Consider the following 18,291-nt stretch of genomic DNA (forward strand, 5'->3'; position numbering starts at 1 on the left):
CCGTCTTGTTGCAATACGAACTATTCAGGACATCGCGCGTTATTACCACGTGAATATTTAGCGCGCTGCGCGTAATCATTAAATAAAAAGTCTGTTGTAGGCCCGGTCAGCGACGCGCCGCCGGGCGGTAAACCCAATATAAAAACACACCCTCTGTATTTTACAGGGCATGGTGAGGTGCCTCGCTATGCCTTATTCTGGAGACAGAACGTGATGGATATTTCTGTAACGGCTGCAAAACCCGGACGTCGTCGTTATCTGACGCTCGCGATGATATTTATTACCGTGGTGATTTGTTATGTCGACCGCGCTAATTTAGCGGTAGCGTCGGCGCATATTCAGGAAGAATTCGGCATCAGCAAAGCGGAAATGGGCTACGTCTTTTCCGCCTTCGCCTGGCTCTATACGCTCTGCCAGATCCCCGGCGGCTGGTTTTTAGACCGTATCGGCTCGCGCCTGACCTACTTCATCGCGATTTTCGGCTGGTCAGTGGCGACGCTCTTTCAGGGCTTCGCGACCGGACTGCTCTCGCTGATTGGTCTTCGTGCCATCACCGGCGTGTTCGAAGCGCCCGCATTCCCGACCAATAACCGCATGGTCACCAGCTGGTTCCCGGAACATGAGCGCGCCTCGGCGGTTGGCTTTTATACCTCCGGGCAGTTCGTCGGGCTCGCGTTCCTCACGCCGCTACTTATCTGGATCCAGGAGCTGCTGAGCTGGCACTGGGTGTTTATCGTCACCGGCGGTATTGGGATCCTCTGGTCGCTGGTCTGGTTTAAAGTGTACCAGCCGCCGCGCCTTACTAAAGGCATCAGCCAGGCGGAGCTCGATTACATTCGCGACGGCGGCGGTCTCGTGGACGGCGACGCGCCCGCAACGAAAGCCGAACGCCAGCCGCTCTCCCGCGCCGACTGGAAACTGGTGTTTCATCGCAAACTGATTGGCGTCTACCTCGGCCAGTTTGCAGTCACGTCCACGCTCTGGTTCTTCCTCACCTGGTTTCCGAACTATTTAACCCAGGAAAAGGGCATCACGGCGCTCAAGGCGGGCTTTATGACCACCGTGCCGTTCCTCGCCGCGTTCTTCGGCGTGCTGCTCTCAGGCTGGCTCGCGGATAAGCTGGTGAAAAAAGGGTTTTCGCTTGGCGTGGCGCGTAAAACGCCGATTATCTGCGGCCTGTTAATCTCCACCTGCATCATGGGCGCCAACTACACCAACGATCCGACCTGGATTGTCGTGCTGATGGCGCTGGCGTTCTTCGGCAACGGTTTTGCATCGATCACCTGGTCGCTGGTCTCGTCGCTGGCCCCGATGCGCCTGATTGGCCTGACCGGCGGCATGTTTAACTTCGTGGGCGGGCTGGGTGGCATCACCGTACCGCTGGTGATCGGCTATCTGGCGCAGGATTACGGCTTCGGCCCGGCGCTGGTATACATCTCGGTCGTCGCGCTTATCGGCGCGCTCTCTTACATCCTGCTGGTGGGCGAAGTGAAACGCGTGGGCTGAGGCCCGTCATGGAGGGCAGGGACGCCTGCGACGGAATGCACAGCGCGCGCCGCCTTCACCGGCGCGTAGAGTATCGACTGATAACAATCATAAACCTGCCGGGTTTACCACGGCAGGAAACGAGGGTTCTGCTATGCATACCGATCTGTACTCGACCACCCTGCGGCAGCTCAACGCGAAGATAATCCCGTTTATTATCCTCTGCTACTTTGTCGCTAATCTCGATAAAACCAACATCTCCATCGCGGCGCTGCAAATGAACGCCGACCTCGGCCTGAGCGCCAGCATGTATGGCCTCGGCGTCGGCATGTTCTACATCTCCTACATCATTTTTGAAATCCCGAGCAACGTCATCATGACGAAGGTGGGCGCGCGCGTCTGGATTGCACGCATCATGATTACCTGGGGCATCGTCAGCGCCGGGATGTCGCTGGTGCAGACGCCGACGCAGCTTTACGTGATGCGCTTTTTGCTTGGCATGGCCGAGGCGGGCTTTACGCCAGGCATCATCTACTACATCTCCTGCTGGTTTCCCAAAAGCAACCGCGCGCGGGCGATGTCGTTTTTCTATATGGGCTCGGTGATGGCCTCGATAATCGGCCTGCCGATTTCCGGCTCTATCCTTAACATGCACGGCATCGCGGATATCGCGGGCTGGCGCTGGCTCTTCGCCATCGAAGGCATTCCGGCCATCGTGCTCGGCATCATGGTGCTGTGGCGGCTGCCGCAGTCGCCGGATCACGCGCCGTGGCTCTCCGGCGAGCAGAAAAGCTGGCTGAAGGCGCAGCTCGCGCGCGATAACATTGGTGTGGAAGTTGGCAGTAATCACAGCTGGCTTAGCGCGCTCAAAAACAAAACCGTGCTGCTGCTGAGCCTGGTCTGGTTTCTGCAGGCGTTCGGGTCTATCGGCATTACGCTGTTTCTGCCGCTTATCATCAAAAGCATGGCGAGCGAGCAGAGCAACATCGTGATAAGCCTGCTCTCGGCCGTACCGTTTATCGCCGCTTGTCTGTTTATGTATCTCAACGGTCGCCATTCGGACACCACGCGTGAGCGCGCCTGGCATCTCGGCTTACCGTTGATTATCTCCGGCGTGTCGCTCGCCATCGCTATTTACACCAGCAACCTGCTGGTGGCGTATGGCCTGCTGGTGCTGACCGTGGGCTTTAATTTCGCGCTGACGCCGATTTTCTGGGCGGTAACGACCGAGAAACTGGCGGGCGTGGCGGCAGCGGCATCCATCGCGTTTATCAACACCGTGGCGAATTTCGTCGGTCTCGGCCTGCCGCCGGTGCTTGGCAAAATCAAAGATGCGACGGACAGCTACCACTACGGGCTGTTGATTGTGGCGGTGGCGCTGATCCTGGGCGGCATTATCGGTGTGCTGGTGTCACGCCCAGCCCGCCCCGGCGCGCCGCAGCAACCGGCCTCACTGAAACAGGAGTCACGATGAAACAGACCGTTCTGAAACACGCTTATCTGCCGGATGCGCTTACCGACGCATTGCGCGAGCGGTATACGCTTTGCGAGTACGCCAGCATGACAAACCGCGAATTTGCCACGATAGCGGGGGAGGTCACGGTACTGGTGACCAACGGCGAGGCCGTGGTGACGCGTGAGTTTATCGCGACGCTGCCTGCGCTCAGACTGATTGCGGTGTTTGGCGTCGGCTATGACGGGGTGGACGTGGCGGCGGCGCGCGATCGCGGCGTGCAGGTGACCCACACGCCGGGCGTGCTGACTGACGATGTCGCCGACCTCGCCATCGGCCTGATGCTGGCGACGTCGCGCCGGATCGTGGCGGCGCAGCGGTTTATCGAACAGGGCGGCTGGCGGCAGGGCGGTTTTCCGTGGACGCGCAAAGTCTCCGGCGCGCGGCTCGGTATCTTCGGCATGGGCCGCATCGGCCAGGCCATCGCCCGTCGCGCGCAGGCGTTCGATATGACAATCCGCTATACCAGCCGCCATGCGCAGCCTGCATTGCCGTACCCTTTTGTGCCGGATTTACGCGAGCTGGCGCAGGAGAGCGATTTCCTGATGCTCTGCGCGCCTGGCGGCGACGCGACACGCGGCGTGGTCAATGCGGCGGTGCTGGCGGCGCTCGGGCCGCAGGGCATGCTGATAAACGTTGGGCGCGGCAGCGTGGTGGATGAGACCGCGCTGATGGCGGCGCTGGACAGCGGCACGATTGCGGGCGCGGGGCTGGATGTCTTCACGGATGAGCCGAACGTGCCCGCCGCCCTGCAACAGCGCGACAACGTGGTCATCACGCCGCATATGGCGAGCGCGACGTGGGAAACGCGGCGGGAGATGTCGCGGCTGGTGCTGGAGAACGTCAACGCCTGTTTTGCCGGCGAGCCGCTCATTACGCCGGTGCCGTGATAGGCTTTTTTCGCGGAATCTTTTACCCTGAGGCCTTCTTTGGCTTCAGGGTTTTCTCTTGATGAAACAGCTCACGTTCGCCCCGCGTCACCATCAGCTCACCAATATCAACGTCTGGACCCCGGACAGCCGCTGGCTCGCCTTTGACGTGCGTCCGTCCGGCGCGTCGTTTACCGGCGAAACCATTGAGCGCGTCAATGTGGAAACCGGCGAAGTCGAGGTGATTTATCGCGGCCGCGAGGGCGCGCATGTGGGCGTGGTGACGGTGAGCCCGACGGCGGAGCGGTACGTATTCATTCACGGGCCGGAAAACCCGGATGACGCCTGGCGCTACGATTTTCACCATCGTCGCGGCGTGGTGGTGGAAAACGGCGTGGCGCGGAATCTCGATGCGATGGCGATTACGCCGCCGTTCACCCCCGGCGCGCTGCGCGGCGGCAGCCATGTGCATGTCTTCAGTCCGGACGGCGCGTGGCTGAGCTTTACCTATAACGACCACGTGCTGCATGAACGCGATCCGGCGCTCGATTTGCGCAACGTCGGCGTGGCGCTGCCGTTCGGCCCGGTGACGCCTGAAATACATCATCCGCGTGAATATGCTGGCAGCCACTGGTGCGCGCTGGTGAGCCGCACCACGCCTGCGCCGCGCCCCGGCAGCGATGAGATCAACCGCGCCTATGAAGAGGGCTGGGTGGGCCATCACGGTTATCAAAAAGCGGACGGCAGCTGGCAGCCGCGCGCGCTGGCGTTTATTGGCGATACGCTGACGCTGGCGGGTGTCAAAGCGCCGGAGCTGTTTATCGTTGATTTACCGCAAGAAGAGGCAGTATGGAAGCAGGCATTTCCCGGCAGCGAAACCACCATGCCCGCGCCGCCAGCGGGCGTTACGCAGCGCCGACTCACCTTCACCCATGACCGCCGCTATCCGGGGCTTGCCACCACGCCGCGCCATTGGGTGCGCAGCAACCCGCAGGGCACCGCGATTGCGTTTCTGATGAAGGATGATAACGGCGTGGCGCAGCTGTGGCTGATATCGCCGCAGGGCGGCGAGCCGCGTCAGGTGACGCATGACGCGTATGGCGTGGGCTCGGCGTTTAGCTGGCACCCGTCGGGCGACGCGCTCGGGTTTATGCAGCGCAACCGGATTGTGCTGTGCGATGCGCAAACGGGGGCGTTAACGGCGCTGACGCCGCCACAAACCGACCCTATCTCCGCCGATGCCGTGGTGATATCGCCGGACGGCAGGCGCATCGCCTGGATGCAGGAGACAGACGGCTTGCGCCAGCTGTGGATGACGGAAACGGGGCGCTGATCAGGGCGCGGGCGGGATCACGGCGTTAATCGCGAAGGACTTCTTTTCGCTCTCTTCCACCTGCGATTTCACCGATTTATCGGTACGGAAGGCATCCCACGGGATCAGGAGCGTATCCATCACCGCCGTGAAGGGGAGATCGAGCGCCACCAGCGGCTTTAAGCCCCAACTGGTGTCGTCGTCGCCCAGCATCGTCGCGCTGGCGCGCGTGCCGGGGTAATACCCCTGCTCGCCGCCGCCGGTGTGCGACATGACGCTGGAGCAGCCGCAAAGCAGCATTACGCCGCCGCCAAAAAGCACTTTCCCGAGAGTATTGTTCATTTTCATTCTTCTTTTATGTTGTCGCACCGCAGGCGTCAGCCATGAGATATAACGCCCCTGAATCAGAATGAATAGCGCGCCTTAGCCGTCCTGTGGCAGCGCTCGCAGTTTAGCATTAGTTGCTGTTATTCCCAGTCTACGCAAAGAAATGTAAATCGCCAAAAAAAGGCCGATTTCGGCCCTTGAAAAGCCGCAGACCGCACCCATTTTTTGGAATGTGGAGACAGGAAGCACGCCGAACGGGTCTTCCGCCACAGCCGCCTGTCCTTTGAGGAGGGCGATGTTAAACCTCGCTGATTTCAGGAGTATGTATGCGTAACTTTGATTTATCTCCGCTGTATCGTTCCGCCATCGGTTTTGACCGTCTTTTCAACCTGCTTGAGAACAACCAGAGCCAGAGCAACGGCGGCTACCCTCCGTACAACGTCGAGCTGGTGGATGAAAACCACTACCGTATCGCCATTGCCGTGGCAGGCTTTGCCGAAAGCGAGCTGGAGATCACCGCACAGGACAACCTGCTGGTGGTGAAAGGCTCCCATGCGCCTGAGCAGAAAGAGCGTACCTATCTCTACCAGGGGATTGCCGAGCGCAACTTCGAACGCAAATTCCAGCTGGCCGAAAACATCTTCGTGCGTGGCGCTAACCTCGTGAACGGCCTGCTCTACATCGAGCTTGAGCGCGTGATCCCGGAAGCGAAAAAACCGCGCCGTATCGAAATCGGTAACTAATTTCCTGGGGCCGCTGCGGCGGCCTTAACTGTCGTCTCGTGCTCGCCGAACGGGAGCACAGCCAGTACACGCACTGGCGTTTTCACTCGCTTCAATGAAGGAGAGATACTATGCGTAACTATGATTTATCCCCGTTTTTCCGTCAGTGGATCGGTTTTGACAAACTGGCCAACGCGCTGATGAACACCGCCGAAAGCCAGACCTTCCCGCCCTATAACATCGAAAAAAGCGACGATAACCACTATCGCATCACGCTTGCGTTAGCCGGGTTCCGTCAGGAAGATCTGGAGATCGAACTGGAGCACACGGTACTGCGCGTGAAAGGCACGCCGGTGAAACCGGAAACGGAACCGAAATGGCTCCATCAGGGCCTGGTTATCCAGCCTTTCAACCTGAGCTTCACGCTTGCTGAGCATATGGAAGTGTCCGGCGCCAGCTTCACCAACGGCCTGCTGCACATCGATCTGGTGCGCAACATCCCGGAAGCCCTGGCCCCGCAGCGTATCGCCATCGGCCAGCCGCGTGCTCAGGAGGATGAACGCGTTATCGAGGGCGAACGCCCGGCGCTGAGCCACAGCGACAGCAACACCGATAGCCAGTAATGGCGTGACGAGAAAAGGCCCCCGCAGCGGGGCCTTTTTTATGCCTGTCGTGCGGGCATTACACCATGGACGGGCGAACGCGGTGCAGGTGGTAGTCCACCTGATAATCGCTGGTATTGCGAAACATGACGGAGTAATTGAGGAATTCGCCGTTGTCGCTGTAAGAGAGCGAGGTAATGCGCAGCAGCGGCGTCTGCTCCTGCACGTTCATCAGCGCGGCCATCTGTTTATCGGCCAGCACCGGCGTCAGGCTTTCATAATTGCCGCTGATGGTTATCCCGCACTCCTTTTCGATATAGTCAAACTTCGAGCCTTCCAGATGCGCCAGCGACAGGGTGCGAAACAGCTTCACCGGCATATAGCTGTCTTCCAGCATCAGCGGCTTTCCTTCGACATACCGCACCCGGCGGGAGAAATAGATACGCTCGTTAATCTGTATTCGCAACTGGCTGGCGATGGCAGGCGGCGCGGGCATCACCTCAAACAGCAACACCTTGCTTTGCACCTCTTTCCCTTGCTGGCGTAACACCTCCACCAGCCCGGTCAGGCTGGTGGTTTCATGATGCACGTCCTTGCGCGCGACATAGGTGCCGCTGCCGTGGCGGCGGATCACCAACCCCCAGGCGACCAGCAGATCAATGGCTTTGCGAATAGTCATTCGCGCCACGCCAAATTCCCGCGCCAGCGCTATCTCGCCCGGCAGCGGGCTACCGACACTGAAATCTGACGAATTCAGGCGCAGACGCAACCTGTCGGCAATGGATTTGTAGATCACCTGTAGACCTCTTTACGCCTGTTACCAGGAGGAATGCCCCTGAAGATGTCCATATTTAAGACAAAAAGTAGACCTGACTGTGCAAATTAAAACCATGAAAGCGATCACGAATCGCAGCGCGGCGGCATGTCCGCGCCAGGGTTAATTTTTATTCTCGCCTCAGGCCAGTAAAAAAACATCAAGGCCTCAAACCCCTACAGGTTGTTACATGAGGATTTAAAAATGCTCAGTCAAATACAACGATTTGGCGGTGCCATGTTTACCCCGGTGTTACTGTTCCCTTTCGCCGGCATCGTGGTAGGCATCGCCATCATGCTGCGCAATCCGCTTTTTGTCGGCGAGGCGTTAACCGCGCCCGATAACCTTTTCGCTCAGATTGTTCACATTATTGAAGAAGGCGGCTGGGCGGTGTTTCGCAATATGCCGCTGATTTTCGCGGTCGGCTTACCGATTGGCCTTGCGAAACAGGCGCAGGGCCGGGCCTGTCTCGCCGTGCTGATTAGCTTTCTCACCTGGAACTATTTCATTAACGCGATGGGAATGACCTGGGGCCATTTCTTCGGCGTCGATTTCAACGCGGAGCCCGCCGCCGGCAGCGGCCTGACCCTGATTGCCGGGATTAAAACCCTCGATACCAGCATCATCGGCGCGATTGTTATCTCCGGGATCGTGACGGCCCTGCATAACCGCTACTTTGAAAAACCGTTGCCGGTCTTTCTCGGGATTTTCCAGGGCACCTCGTTTGTGGTGATCATTGCGTTCTTCGTGATGATCCCCTGCGCCTGGCTCACGCTGCTGGGCTGGCCGAAAGTACAGATGGGCATCGAATCACTACAGGCGTTTTTACGCTCTGCGGGGGCGCTGGGCGTCTGGCTCTACACCTTCCTGGAACGCATTCTGATCCCGACCGGCCTGCACCACTTCGTCTACGGTCCGTTTATCTTCGGCCCGGCGGTCGTGGAAGGCGGCATTCAGGTCTACTGGGCGCAGCATTTACAGGAGTTCAGCCAAAGCACGGCATCGCTGAAATCCCTCTTCCCGGAAGGCGGTTTCGCGCTGCACGGCAACTCGAAAGTGTTTGGCTCCGTCGGTATCGCGCTGGCTATCTGGCGCACCGCCGCGCCGGAAAATCGGGTCAAAGTGGCGGGTTTGCTGATACCGGCAACCTTAACGGCGGTGCTGGTCGGCATCACCGAGCCGCTGGAGTTCACCTTCCTGTTTATTTCGCCGCTGCTGTTCGCGGTGCATGCGGTACTGGCGGCCACGATGGCGACCGTCATGTATATCTTCGGCGTCGTGGGCAACATGGGCGGCGGTCTGCTCGATCAATTCCTGCCGCAGAACTGGATCCCCATGTTCCATAACCACGCCGGCACGGTGTTCACGCAGATTGGCATCGGCGTGTGCTTTACCGCGCTCTACTTCGTGATTTTCAGAACGCTCATCCTGCGCTTTGACCTCAAAACGCCGGGCCGTGCGGAAAGCGACATCAAGCTCTACAGCAAAGCCGATTACCGCGCCGCGCGTGGGCAGGGCACGGTCGCGGCAGACACCCAGGCAGGCCAGGCCGCAGGCTTCCTTCAGGCGCTGGGCGGCGCGGGCAATATCGACAGCATTAACAACTGCGCCACCCGGTTGCGCATCACGCTCATCGACATGGCGCACACCCAGAGCGACGACGTCTTTAAAGCCCTCGGCGCGCACGGCGTGGTGCGTCACGGCAACAGTATTCAGGTGATTGTCGGGCTGCACGTTCCGCTGGTGCGCGACCAGCTTGAATCACTGATGAAAACCCCTTCAACGACCCCACTATCCCCCATGACGGAGGCTGTATCATGAAAAAATTCTCGGTTGTCATTGCCGGCGGCGGCAGCACCTTTACGCCTGGTATCGTTCTGATGTTACTGGCCAACCGCGATCGCTTCCCGCTGCGCGCGCTGAAGTTCTATGACAACGACGGCGCGCGTCAGGAGATTATCGCCGAAGCCTGCAAAGTCATTCTTCAGGAGCAGGCGCCGGAGATCGATTTTAGCTACACCACCGACCCGCAAACGGCCTTTACCGATGTCGATTTTGTGATGGCGCATATTCGCGTCGGCAAATACCCGATGCGTGAGCAGGATGAAAAAATCCCGCTGCGTCACGGCGTGGTGGGCCAGGAAACCTGCGGTCCGGGCGGGATCGCCTACGGGATGCGCTCTATCGGCGGCGTGCTCGAACTGGTGGATTATATGGAGCGCTATTCGCCCAACGCCTGGATGCTCAACTATTCCAACCCGGCGGCCATTGTGGCCGAGGCCACGCGTCGCCTGCGTCCGAACGCCCGTATTCTCAACATCTGCGATATGCCGATTGGCATTGAAGGGCGGATGGCGAAAATCGTTGGCCTGAAAGACCGCAAAGAGATGCGCGTGCGCTATTACGGGCTTAACCACTTCGGCTGGTGGACCTCGATTGAAGATCTGGAGGGGAACGATCTGATGCCCCGGCTGCGCGAGTATGTGGCGAAGCATGGCTATGTGCCGCCTTCAGAAGACAGCCATACCGAGGCCAGCTGGAACGACACGTTCGCGAAGGCGAAAGATGTGCAGGCGCTGGACCCGGACACCATGCCGAACACCTACCTGAAATACTATCTCTTTCCGGATTACGTCGTGGCGCATTCCAACCCGGCGCACACCCGCGCCAATGAAGTCATGGAGCACCGCGAAAAACAGGTGTTCGACGCGTGCCGCGCCATTATCACCGCAGGCCACTCGTCTGCAGGCGAGCTGGAGATTGACGAACATGCGTCGTATATCGTCGATCTGGCGACCGCCATCGCCTTTAACACCCAGGCGCGGATGCTGCTGATTGTGCCGAATAACGGGGCTATCCATAACTTCGACGCCGATGCGATGGTCGAGATCCCGTGTCTGGTCGGTAAAAACGGCCCGGAACCGCTCACCGTCGGTGATATTCCGCACTTCCAGAAAGGGCTGATGAGCCAGCAGGTGGCGGTGGAAAAACTGGTGGTGGACGCCTGGGAACATCGCTCCCGGCAGAAGCTGTGGCAGGCTATCACGTTGTCGAAAACCGTCCCCAGCGCGTCGGTCGCCAGCGCTATACTCGACGATCTGATTGAGGCCAACAAAGACTACTGGCCGGAACTGCATTAACGCCCCCGACCGGCATCCACCGGGTGCCGGTCATCCGCGTCTCTCCCGTTTATCGCGTTTTACGTTATGCTGGGGCCTGCCTGCAGGAAAAGAGAGGGCCTCATGAAAATTTCCCGTCTCGGCGAAGCGCCGGACTATCGCTTTTCACTCGCTAACGAACGCACGTTTCTGGCCTGGGTGCGCACCGCGCTGGGGTTTCTGGCGGCCGGCGTCGGGCTTGATCAGCTGGCCCCGGATTTCGCGACGCCCGTCGTGCGCGAAGCGGTGTCGCTGCTGCTGTGCTTTTTCGCCGGCGCGCTCGCCATTTACGGCTATCTGCGCTGGTTGCGCAACGAAAAGGCGATGCGCCTGAAACAGACGCTGCCCTACACGCGCATGCTGGCGTTTATCAGCGGCGTGATGGCAGTCGTCGCGCTGGCGGTGATGCTGGTGGTGCTTTATGCCGGTTAGCCCGCGCGATCCGGGCCTGCAACCGGAGCGCACGTCGCTTGCGTGGGTGCGCACGCTGCTCGGCTACGGCGCGCTGCTGGCGCTGGCGTTACGTCACGCGTGGAGCAACGCGGGCCTGCTGTTATGGCTGGCGGCAGGCTGCCTCGCTCTGGTTACCGGGGTGATTTACGCGTATGCCCGTACACGACACCTGACCACGCTTGTGCGTGAGGATTTCGCGGCGCCCGGCCAGGTTCGCGCGAAACTGCTTATCGCGCTGGCGGTTTGCGCGCTGGCGCTGCTATTTGTGGTGACGCACGTACGCGCGCTCGCGCAATTGCTCTGTGGATAACACCGGCGGCCTACCCGGCCTGCGTCAATCCGTGCTACATATTTCTGATTCTTCTTTCCGATACGATAGCCATGAACAAGCTGCCTGCGCTCGCTCTCTTGCTTATCTTTACCACCGCTCACGCCGCGCCGCCTGCCCGTGCTGACGAGCCGCTAACGGCCCAGCGCTATGCCGCCGAACTCGGCGTGGGGATGGACGTCGACTGGGCGCGCACCGATCGCGGCATCCGCGAGTTCGACCCGCTGGCGGTACGCGATTTTCAGCAGCGGGGCATTCGCCATGTGCGGGTGAGGGTGGCGGGTGACGCCACCGAGGAGCGGCTCATCCATTTGCGCAAAATCGTCGAGGCGTGCGAGCGTTACAACATCATCCCGATAATCTCCTACCAGGCGGACGCCTTTAAGGCTGATCCGAGCGCGCAAAACGCCGCCAAAGTGGTCGCCTGGTGGAGCGCGGTGGCCAACTATTTCGGCGAGCAGCATCCGCTGCTGGGGTTTGATGTCATCTACGAGCCTGCAGAGCGGCTCAACCATAATCCGCAGCAGCTCAACCGGCTCTACAGCGACGTGATTAAAACCCTTCACCACGCGGATGCGCAGCGGATGATTTTTATTGCGCCGCGCTTTCGCGCCGTGCCGGAAGATCTGCCGATACTGAAACTGCCGCCGCAGAGCAGCCATTACGTGCTGGCGCAGTGGCATATTTTCCCGTGGGGGCCGCTGCGCGCCAACGGCAAATACCCGTGGACGTCCGGCACGTCGGCGGAGAAGGCGGCCATTCGCGAGCGCATTAACAGCGCGCGCCGCTGGCAGCAGAAGACCGGGCATGTAAGCTGGGTCGGGGGATGGTCGGCGGCGCAGACGCTGAAAACCACGCCGTCGGCGGCCACGCTCGCGTTCGCCAGTTTTATGGCCTGCGAGCTGAAAAAAGCGGGTATTCCGTATGCGCTGAACGCCGCGAATCAGTTTTACGATGGGGAAGAGGGCGCGTGGCGCCCTGTGCAGGCGCCGCTGCTTGACGCCATGATCAACCCGACGTGCGTCACCGAGAGCACGCCGGGCCACGGCCACGTTAAACCGTCTGCTCCGGCATCCGCTCACGGTGCGCCAGCGGCAGCCAGCACGCCAGCATCAGCACACCCATCGCCGTCATCAGCATCCCGAGGCTAAACTGCCCGTTCTGCGGCAGCAGCGCGGACGACCACGCCAGCAGCCCGGAACCGCAGTTTTGCAGCCCGCCTACCAGCGCGCCGGCGGTGCCGGCCAGAAACGGAAACGGCTCCATCGCGCCGCTGGTAGCGAGCGGGAACAGCATTCCCGCCCCGAAGAAAAAGAGCGCGGCGGGGATAAGCAGCGTCCAGATATTCATGATGCCAAGCCAGCCCGGCAGCCACATCAGCACGCCCGCCGAAAGACAGCTCAGCACCGCCTGCCACATCAGCGTGGTAAAGCGCTTATGGGTGCGTCCTGCAAACCAGGCCCCGAAAAACGCCGCCGGGATAGGCAGGATAAACAGCACGCTCACCGCGAGGCTGCTGAGCCCGAGGCCTGCGCCCATCAGCACGCCGGAGCACGCCTCAAACACCGCGACGCCCGCGAGCGCGGCCACCAGCATAATCAGGTAGCAGTTAAAGCTGGCGGTGCCGAACAGCAGTTTGTAGCTCGCGAGCAGGCGAGGGCGCTGCGCCTGCACCGGCCGGGTTTCTGGCATCCAGCGGAACATGCAGAACAGCACGATGACCGCCAGCGCCAGCAGAAACGCGAAGCAGGCGCGCCAGCCCCACCAGGTATCCAGCAGGCCGCCGAGCAGCGGGGCCACCAGCGGGCTTACCAGAATCCCCATGTTCAGCAGGCTGTTGGCCTGGCGCAGCGCCGGGCCTTCACAGAGATCGCGCGGCAGGGTTCGCGCCATCACGCCGCCCACGCCGGTGCCCATGCCCTGTAAACAACCCGCCAGAATCAGCACCGGCAGGCTGCGCGCCTCCAGCGCCACCAGCGTCGCGAGAATAAAAATGACCAGCCCGGTCAGGATCACCGGACGGCGGCCGATGCGGTCAGATATCGGCCCGTAAATCAGCTGCGACACGCCATAGGTCAACAGATACGCCGCCATCACGCTTTGCACCGCCCCTTCGCGCACGTTCATCTCCAGCGCGATATCGGCGATAGCCGGAATATAAATCGTCTGCGCCATCTGCCCGACGGCGACAAGCAGAATCAACATCATTAACAAATGACGGTTAGCCAACATTCTCATCATGATTATTCGATACGCACAGGTGAAGAAACAGGATATATCTCTGCATGGAGATTAAATGCGAGAGAAATATACCGCATGCGCAGGGATTATCCAGTCAGCTATCACGTCATCGGAAACGGCGGCAGGCAGCTTTTACGGACACTTTTCGGAAAGATTTATTGCCACTCGTGACGCCCGACGCACGACGCTGCGCGATACGGCTCAGGCCCGCGCAGGCAGCGTCAGCCGGTGCGTGATGTGCGGTTCATGCGTTACCGGCAAAAAGCCCGCCTGTAAATAAAAGCTGAACGCGGATTCCGGCGCGCGAATGTTGAGGTAATCAAACGCGTGATGGGCGTGATGCGTGATGGTTTTCAACAGCTGATTGCCAACGCCGACGCGGCGTACCGCATGGCTGACATAGAGATGGCGCACGCGTCCGGCGCGCGGATGGGTATCAAAAGGGTCGCGGTTCAGCCCGCCGACGCCGACCAGCGCTTCGCCAAGAAACGCGCCGAACAGCCGTTCGCCGGGGGCCGAGAAGGCGTTGCTGCCGTCCATCCAGTGGACGGCGAGCCTGTCGAGCATAGCAAAGCCGAGCGCCTGACTCTCTTCACGCAGCCGGTCAAAATCGATGCCGACCGGGGTAACAGACCTGATAGCGATGATTCCTGACATCGTTCCCTCCTGGTGGATGTACCGTGTTAAAGAGGGGCGGTTGCCCGCCCCTCTTTGGTGCGGCCTGAACCTGAGTTACCGAAGGAACTTCAGGACAGCATCAAGCAGTTGCAGGACTGCAACAATGAGTTTCAGGATAAGGATAAACAAATCCACTCCGCTCATACGCGTCTCCTCTGGTAAAGGAGCACCAACTGGCGTACCTCTCCGCTGCCTGTTGCCAGTTGTTTTGTTGGCGTAACACAGTGTGCTCTCTCGGGGTTAAGGCACTGACGGCACCACCCGTTTCAGCCAGGACTCTTTATTGCGCCCGTTTAAATGCGGCCCCGTATCGCACGCTGTGACAGCAACATCATTATAGAGAGATACTGTATAAATGAACAGTATTTTCTGGACAAGAAGTGAAGGGCTGGACCATACTGACTAAAAGCCACTGCTGCGCCGCGCGCCAATTGCGGGTGCGCGCATTTCGTCGTATAGTTACAGCGTTGACGTAACACAGTGTGCTTTGCGGCTACCAACCGCAACAGTAGCTGAAAAAAACCTCGCCCCTGGCGGGGTTTTTTTGTTTCTGCGCCCGCCTGCCGCGCCTCTGCCTTTTTCGCAGCGCCGCGGCACAACATAATAGTCACGCTAAATAATATTCACTTCTGTAGCAAACCGGCAGGCTGAAAAAGCGACACATACGCCATTATTCGTACTGTTTGTAAGGAAAATCTGATGACAAAAAAGGGCAATCCACTGCCATCATGCTTTTCAACAAATATGATTTTTGAAAATCACAAATGCATTAGCACTATTCGCTGCCATCATTAATTAAAGAAATTTTACTTAAGATCCTGTAGTGTCATTTTTAGCGTTAAATTTAACACCCACTAAATATGGTAGCTGGATATATACATGCCCGCTTAATAATCTGTTTTCAGATTAATCCTAATGTATCACAACCCTGCTGTTTCCCGCTTCGAAAGCCCGTTAACTCGTTACGCTTTCCTGTTAATTGTTATTGTAAATCAATCGTTTAATATAATTACTGGAAATATTTTTCCCGTAATTCATGCGTTCTTTTCATGATTATTTCGTGCTCTGAAGGGCGGAAAATTCCTAAAAGTACGCTATTCAATTAAACAGGCGGTCGTTTTCACCAGAATGCCCGCCAGACCTGGTGTTGAATTGTCATCAGGGTTATGTAGAATTTTCTCGCTCTGCCTCAGAAATATGCGTAAAACGTCCGGGTTTACTTCGGTAAAGCCCGTGCGGTAGCTATCTCTGAAGAAAATGAAATTCCTTCACCGAAATGGCATAATCTTCCCTGGCAATGACAGACTTTTAGTCATAGCCTGAATCCAGAAGCCGTTATTTCTTTGTATACAGAATATATTTGCAACGGAAACCATCGATGAATATGCGAATCGTATTAGCCCTGCTGTTTGTGTTAGGCGTAGCTGGTTGTAAAGCGCCGCCTCCTGCCGTTACGGATGACACTATCGTGACCAGTGTGGTTAATGGCGTCACGCTCACCCACCGCCACGCGGTGACTCCGCCACAAGAGTTCGAGCCTGTTAACGAAGAGTACCGCGCGATGTACCCGGCGTCGGTCATGACCCGCCCTGATTTCGGCGGCAAAGTCGTTCGTCAGCTGGAAACCGGCAAAACCTATAACGTACTGGGCCAGGTCGAAGGCCATTGGCTGGCGCTGGCCGATCAGGGCGAAGAGCAACTGATTGGTTATGTTCCGCTGCGTGCGGCAGTGAAAAGCGATCTTTATGACGCGACCGTCAATAAACAGATCCCGAAACTGCGCCGTAAAACAGCCAAAGCCAACTGCGTGACGGTGGATGGCAACAGCAAAGCCTGTAAAAACACCAAAAGCGGAACCTGGGTTATCGATTAATCCTGATTCAATGAGCCACACCTCATGAAAAACCGTACCGTTTTACGCCAGGGCTTCCTGGCGTTTTTGCTTGCCGCTCTCACCTTGCTGAGCGGCTGTTTATCATCTTCACGCAGCGTTCCTTCCCAGTACAGCCTGCATTTTCAGGCTCACCCACAAATCAATAATTCCGCACCGCTAAAAGTTCGGGTGCTGCTTTTGAAATCCGACGCTGACTTTATGTCCGCCGATTTCTTTTCGCTGCAAAACAATGCTCAGACCGTGCTGGGAGCCAACCTGCTCAACAGCGACGAGTTCTTCCTGATGCCGGGCCAGCTGGATAAAACCCTCAGCGGGCAGAGCTCGCTTGACGCGCGCTATATCGGCGTGATGGCGGAATATCAGGCGCTCGACGGTAAAAAGTGGCGTATCTCGCTCCCGCTCCCCGCACCCAGTGACTCCAGCATTTACAAATTCTGGAAATGGTCATCCGACGAACTCGAGGCAAAAGTGTTTCTTGACGTCAACGGGATCCGCGTCATCAACGAATAATCAGCGCCCTTACAGGACACCAGTATGAACAAAGCAGAAAAAGTGGTCTGGACCGAAGGGATGTTCCTGCGTCCGCATCACTTCCAGCGCGCGGAAAGTTTCCTGCAAAACCACATCCGCGAATGGGGTTCACTGCAACGCCCGTATCTCTGGGGGTTTCTCGATCTGGAATTTGACGAGGCGATGCTGCGTCAGGGACGCGTGGCGCTGAGCTACGCCAGCGGTCTGCTGCCGGATGGCACGCCGTTCGCCTTTCGCGACCCGCGCCACGGCCCGGCGCCGCTCGCTATTCCCGACAACCTGACGCACGAGCGCGTGGTGCTCGCGCTGCCCGCCCGCCGCGCCGGACGTGAAGAGGTCATTTTCAGCGAGGCGGCCGATTCGCTCGCCCGCTACGCCACGTTTGAAGAAGAAGTGGAAGATGACAACGCGATGTCGGTCGGCGCCGCGACGGTCCAGTTTGGCCGCCTGCGTCTTAAGCTGATGCTGGAGAGCGAACTGACCGCCGAATGGACCGCGATTGGCGTCGCGCAGGTGATTGAAAAACGCAACGACAACCAGGTGCGTCTCGATACCAGCTACATTCCGCCGATGCTTAACGCCATCAACAGCGGGCAGCTCTACAGCATGCTGAACGACCTGCACGGCCTGCTTGGCCAGCGCAGCCAGCAGATAAGCCAGCGTCTGCGCCAGCCGGGGCGTTTTAACACCTCCGAGATGGTGGAGTTCATGCTCCTGTCGCTGATTAACCATCATCTGGGCCACGTCACGCATTTAAAAACGCTGCCGTTGCTGCACCCGGAAACGCTGTGGCGCGACTGGCTCGCCTTCGCCTGCGAGCTCGCCACCTGGACTGCGCAGCGCGCGCCCGACGCGACGCTGCCGGTCTATGACCATGACAACCTGGCGGGCTGCTTTAGCAAACTGACGATGATGCTGCGCCAGGGCCTGTCGCTGGTGATGGAAGAGAGCGCCATTCAGCTGCCGCTGACCGAGCGCTCCCACGGGCTCAACGTCGCCACCGTGCCGGAAAGCAATATGGTGCGCGAGTTCGGTTTCGTGCTGGCGGTCAAAGCCAACGTGCCGGGCGAGGCCCTGCAAACGCACTTCCCGGCGCAGATGAAAGTCGCGCCGGTCACCAAAATTCGCGATCTGGTGCAGCTGCAACTGCCGGGCATGGTGCTGCGCGCCATGCCGGTTGCGCCGCCGCAGATCCCGTGGCATGCCGGCTACAGCTATTTCGAACTGGAAAAGGGCGGCGAACTCTGGAAAGAGATGGAAAAATCCGGCGCCTTTGCGCTGCATCTCGCCGGTGAGTTCCCGGGCCTTGATATGGAGTTTTGGGCCATTCGCAGTACGAATGAATAACACGACGAGCGCTCACT

General features: G+C 58.8%; 18 protein-coding genes and 1 pseudogene. 14 read left to right on the top strand and 5 right to left on the bottom strand.

All coding sequences use genetic code 11. From position 1 onward, the window contains the following. Positions 1-169: 169 nt before the first annotated feature. The 4 genes and pseudogenes from AFK67_RS00320 (at position 170) to AFK67_RS00335 (ending at position 5,200) form a co-directional block, all read left to right on the top strand. A pseudogene (locus AFK67_RS00320) lies at positions 170-1,506 on the top strand (MFS transporter). A gap of 133 nt (positions 1,507-1,639) precedes the next feature. Further along, a complete protein-coding gene (locus AFK67_RS00325) occupies positions 1,640-2,959 on the top strand; it encodes an MFS transporter (protein WP_007729380.1) in 1,320 nt (439 codons plus the stop codon). Beyond that, entirely contained in the window at positions 2,956-3,888 is a 933-nt protein-coding gene (locus tag AFK67_RS00330) for a 2-hydroxyacid dehydrogenase (RefSeq protein ID WP_007729383.1), read from the top strand. The genes AFK67_RS00325 and AFK67_RS00330 overlap by 4 nt, the downstream gene beginning before the upstream one ends. A 61-nt stretch (positions 3,889-3,949) precedes the next feature. Continuing rightward, on the top strand, positions 3,950-5,200 hold the full coding sequence (locus AFK67_RS00335; protein WP_007729386.1) for a DUF3748 domain-containing protein: 1,251 nt from the start codon (positions 3,950-3,952) through the stop codon (positions 5,198-5,200). Here AFK67_RS00335 and AFK67_RS00340 read toward each other — a convergent pair whose 3' ends face one another. Then, entirely contained in the window at positions 5,201-5,527 is a 327-nt protein-coding gene (locus tag AFK67_RS00340; RefSeq protein ID WP_032967553.1) for a YceK/YidQ family lipoprotein, read from the bottom strand. A gap of 305 nt (positions 5,528-5,832) precedes the next feature. On the opposite strand from AFK67_RS00340, the gene ibpA reads away from it, so the two are divergent. Together ibpA and ibpB are read left to right on the top strand one after the other, a co-directional pair. Continuing rightward, a complete protein-coding gene (gene ibpA, locus AFK67_RS00345) occupies positions 5,833-6,249 on the top strand; it encodes a small heat shock chaperone IbpA (protein WP_007729390.1) in 417 nt (138 codons plus the stop codon). Between the two features lie 110 nt (positions 6,250-6,359). Beyond that, complete coding sequence (gene ibpB / locus AFK67_RS00350) at positions 6,360-6,851, top strand: small heat shock chaperone IbpB (RefSeq protein WP_007729396.1); 492 nt, start codon at positions 6,360-6,362, stop codon at positions 6,849-6,851. A gap of 58 nt (positions 6,852-6,909) precedes the next feature. Here ibpB and AFK67_RS00355 read toward each other — a convergent pair whose 3' ends face one another. Then, positions 6,910-7,626, bottom strand: a complete 717-nt coding sequence (locus tag AFK67_RS00355; protein ID WP_007729399.1) for a GntR family transcriptional regulator — start codon at positions 7,624-7,626, stop codon at positions 6,910-6,912. 222 nt (positions 7,627-7,848) lie between these two features. Between AFK67_RS00355 and AFK67_RS00360 the strand changes: the two genes are divergently transcribed. From AFK67_RS00360 to AFK67_RS00380, 5 genes are all read left to right on the top strand, one after another. Then, complete coding sequence (locus AFK67_RS00360; RefSeq protein WP_007729402.1) at positions 7,849-9,465, top strand: alpha-glucoside-specific PTS transporter subunit IIBC; 1,617 nt, start codon at positions 7,849-7,851, stop codon at positions 9,463-9,465. Then, the gene (locus tag AFK67_RS00365; protein ID WP_007729404.1) at positions 9,462-10,784 is read left to right on the top strand and encodes a 6-phospho-alpha-glucosidase; all 1,323 of its coding nucleotides are present in this window, start codon (positions 9,462-9,464) and stop codon (positions 10,782-10,784) included. The genes AFK67_RS00360 and AFK67_RS00365 overlap by 4 nt, the downstream gene beginning before the upstream one ends. A 102-nt stretch (positions 10,785-10,886) precedes the next feature. Next, positions 10,887-11,234: a YidH family protein gene (locus tag AFK67_RS00370; protein ID WP_007729407.1), complete on the top strand. Its 348-nt coding sequence runs from the start codon at positions 10,887-10,889 to the stop codon at positions 11,232-11,234. Continuing rightward, a complete protein-coding gene (locus tag AFK67_RS00375; RefSeq protein ID WP_007729410.1) occupies positions 11,224-11,565 on the top strand; it encodes a DUF202 domain-containing protein in 342 nt (113 codons plus the stop codon). Before AFK67_RS00370 ends, AFK67_RS00375 begins: the two co-directional genes overlap by 11 nt. 71 nt (positions 11,566-11,636) lie before the next feature. Then, a complete protein-coding gene (locus AFK67_RS00380; protein WP_032967554.1) occupies positions 11,637-12,734 on the top strand; it encodes a cellulase family glycosylhydrolase in 1,098 nt (365 codons plus the stop codon). On the opposite strand, the gene emrD is transcribed toward AFK67_RS00380, so the two are convergent. From emrD to tisB, 3 genes are all read right to left on the bottom strand, one after another. Then, on the bottom strand, positions 12,637-13,821 hold the full coding sequence (gene emrD, locus AFK67_RS00385; RefSeq protein ID WP_071601011.1) for a multidrug efflux MFS transporter EmrD: 1,185 nt from the start codon (positions 13,819-13,821) through the stop codon (positions 12,637-12,639). The genes AFK67_RS00380 and emrD overlap by 98 nt on opposite strands. 204 nt (positions 13,822-14,025) lie before the next feature. Next, positions 14,026-14,481 (bottom strand): GNAT family N-acetyltransferase, encoded by a 456-nt coding sequence (locus tag AFK67_RS00390; protein ID WP_007729422.1) that lies wholly within the window; start codon positions 14,479-14,481, stop codon positions 14,026-14,028. 75 nt (positions 14,482-14,556) lie between these two features. Next, complete coding sequence (gene tisB, locus AFK67_RS23595; protein WP_032803729.1) at positions 14,557-14,646, bottom strand: type I toxin-antitoxin system toxin TisB; 90 nt, start codon at positions 14,644-14,646, stop codon at positions 14,557-14,559. Between the two features lie 1,234 nt (positions 14,647-15,880). Between tisB and AFK67_RS00400 the strand changes: the two genes are divergently transcribed. Genes AFK67_RS00400 through tssK form a run of 3 tightly spaced genes read left to right on the top strand, consistent with a single transcriptional unit; the run spans position 15,881 to position 18,274 of the window. Next, positions 15,881-16,375: a YdgH/BhsA/McbA family protein gene (locus AFK67_RS00400; RefSeq protein WP_007729423.1), complete on the top strand. Its 495-nt coding sequence runs from the start codon at positions 15,881-15,883 to the stop codon at positions 16,373-16,375. Between the two features lie 24 nt (positions 16,376-16,399). After that, entirely contained in the window at positions 16,400-16,906 is a 507-nt protein-coding gene (tssJ, locus tag AFK67_RS00405) for a type VI secretion system lipoprotein TssJ (protein WP_007729424.1), read from the top strand. A 24-nt stretch (positions 16,907-16,930) separates the two neighbouring features. Beyond that, the gene (gene tssK / locus AFK67_RS00410) at positions 16,931-18,274 is read left to right on the top strand and encodes a type VI secretion system baseplate subunit TssK (protein ID WP_007729425.1); all 1,344 of its coding nucleotides are present in this window, start codon (positions 16,931-16,933) and stop codon (positions 18,272-18,274) included. Positions 18,275-18,291 lie beyond the last annotated feature (17 nt).

It is taken from the genome of Cronobacter dublinensis subsp. dublinensis LMG 23823 (assembly GCF_001277235.1).
GTDB classification, from domain to species: domain Bacteria; phylum Pseudomonadota; class Gammaproteobacteria; order Enterobacterales; family Enterobacteriaceae; genus Cronobacter; species Cronobacter dublinensis.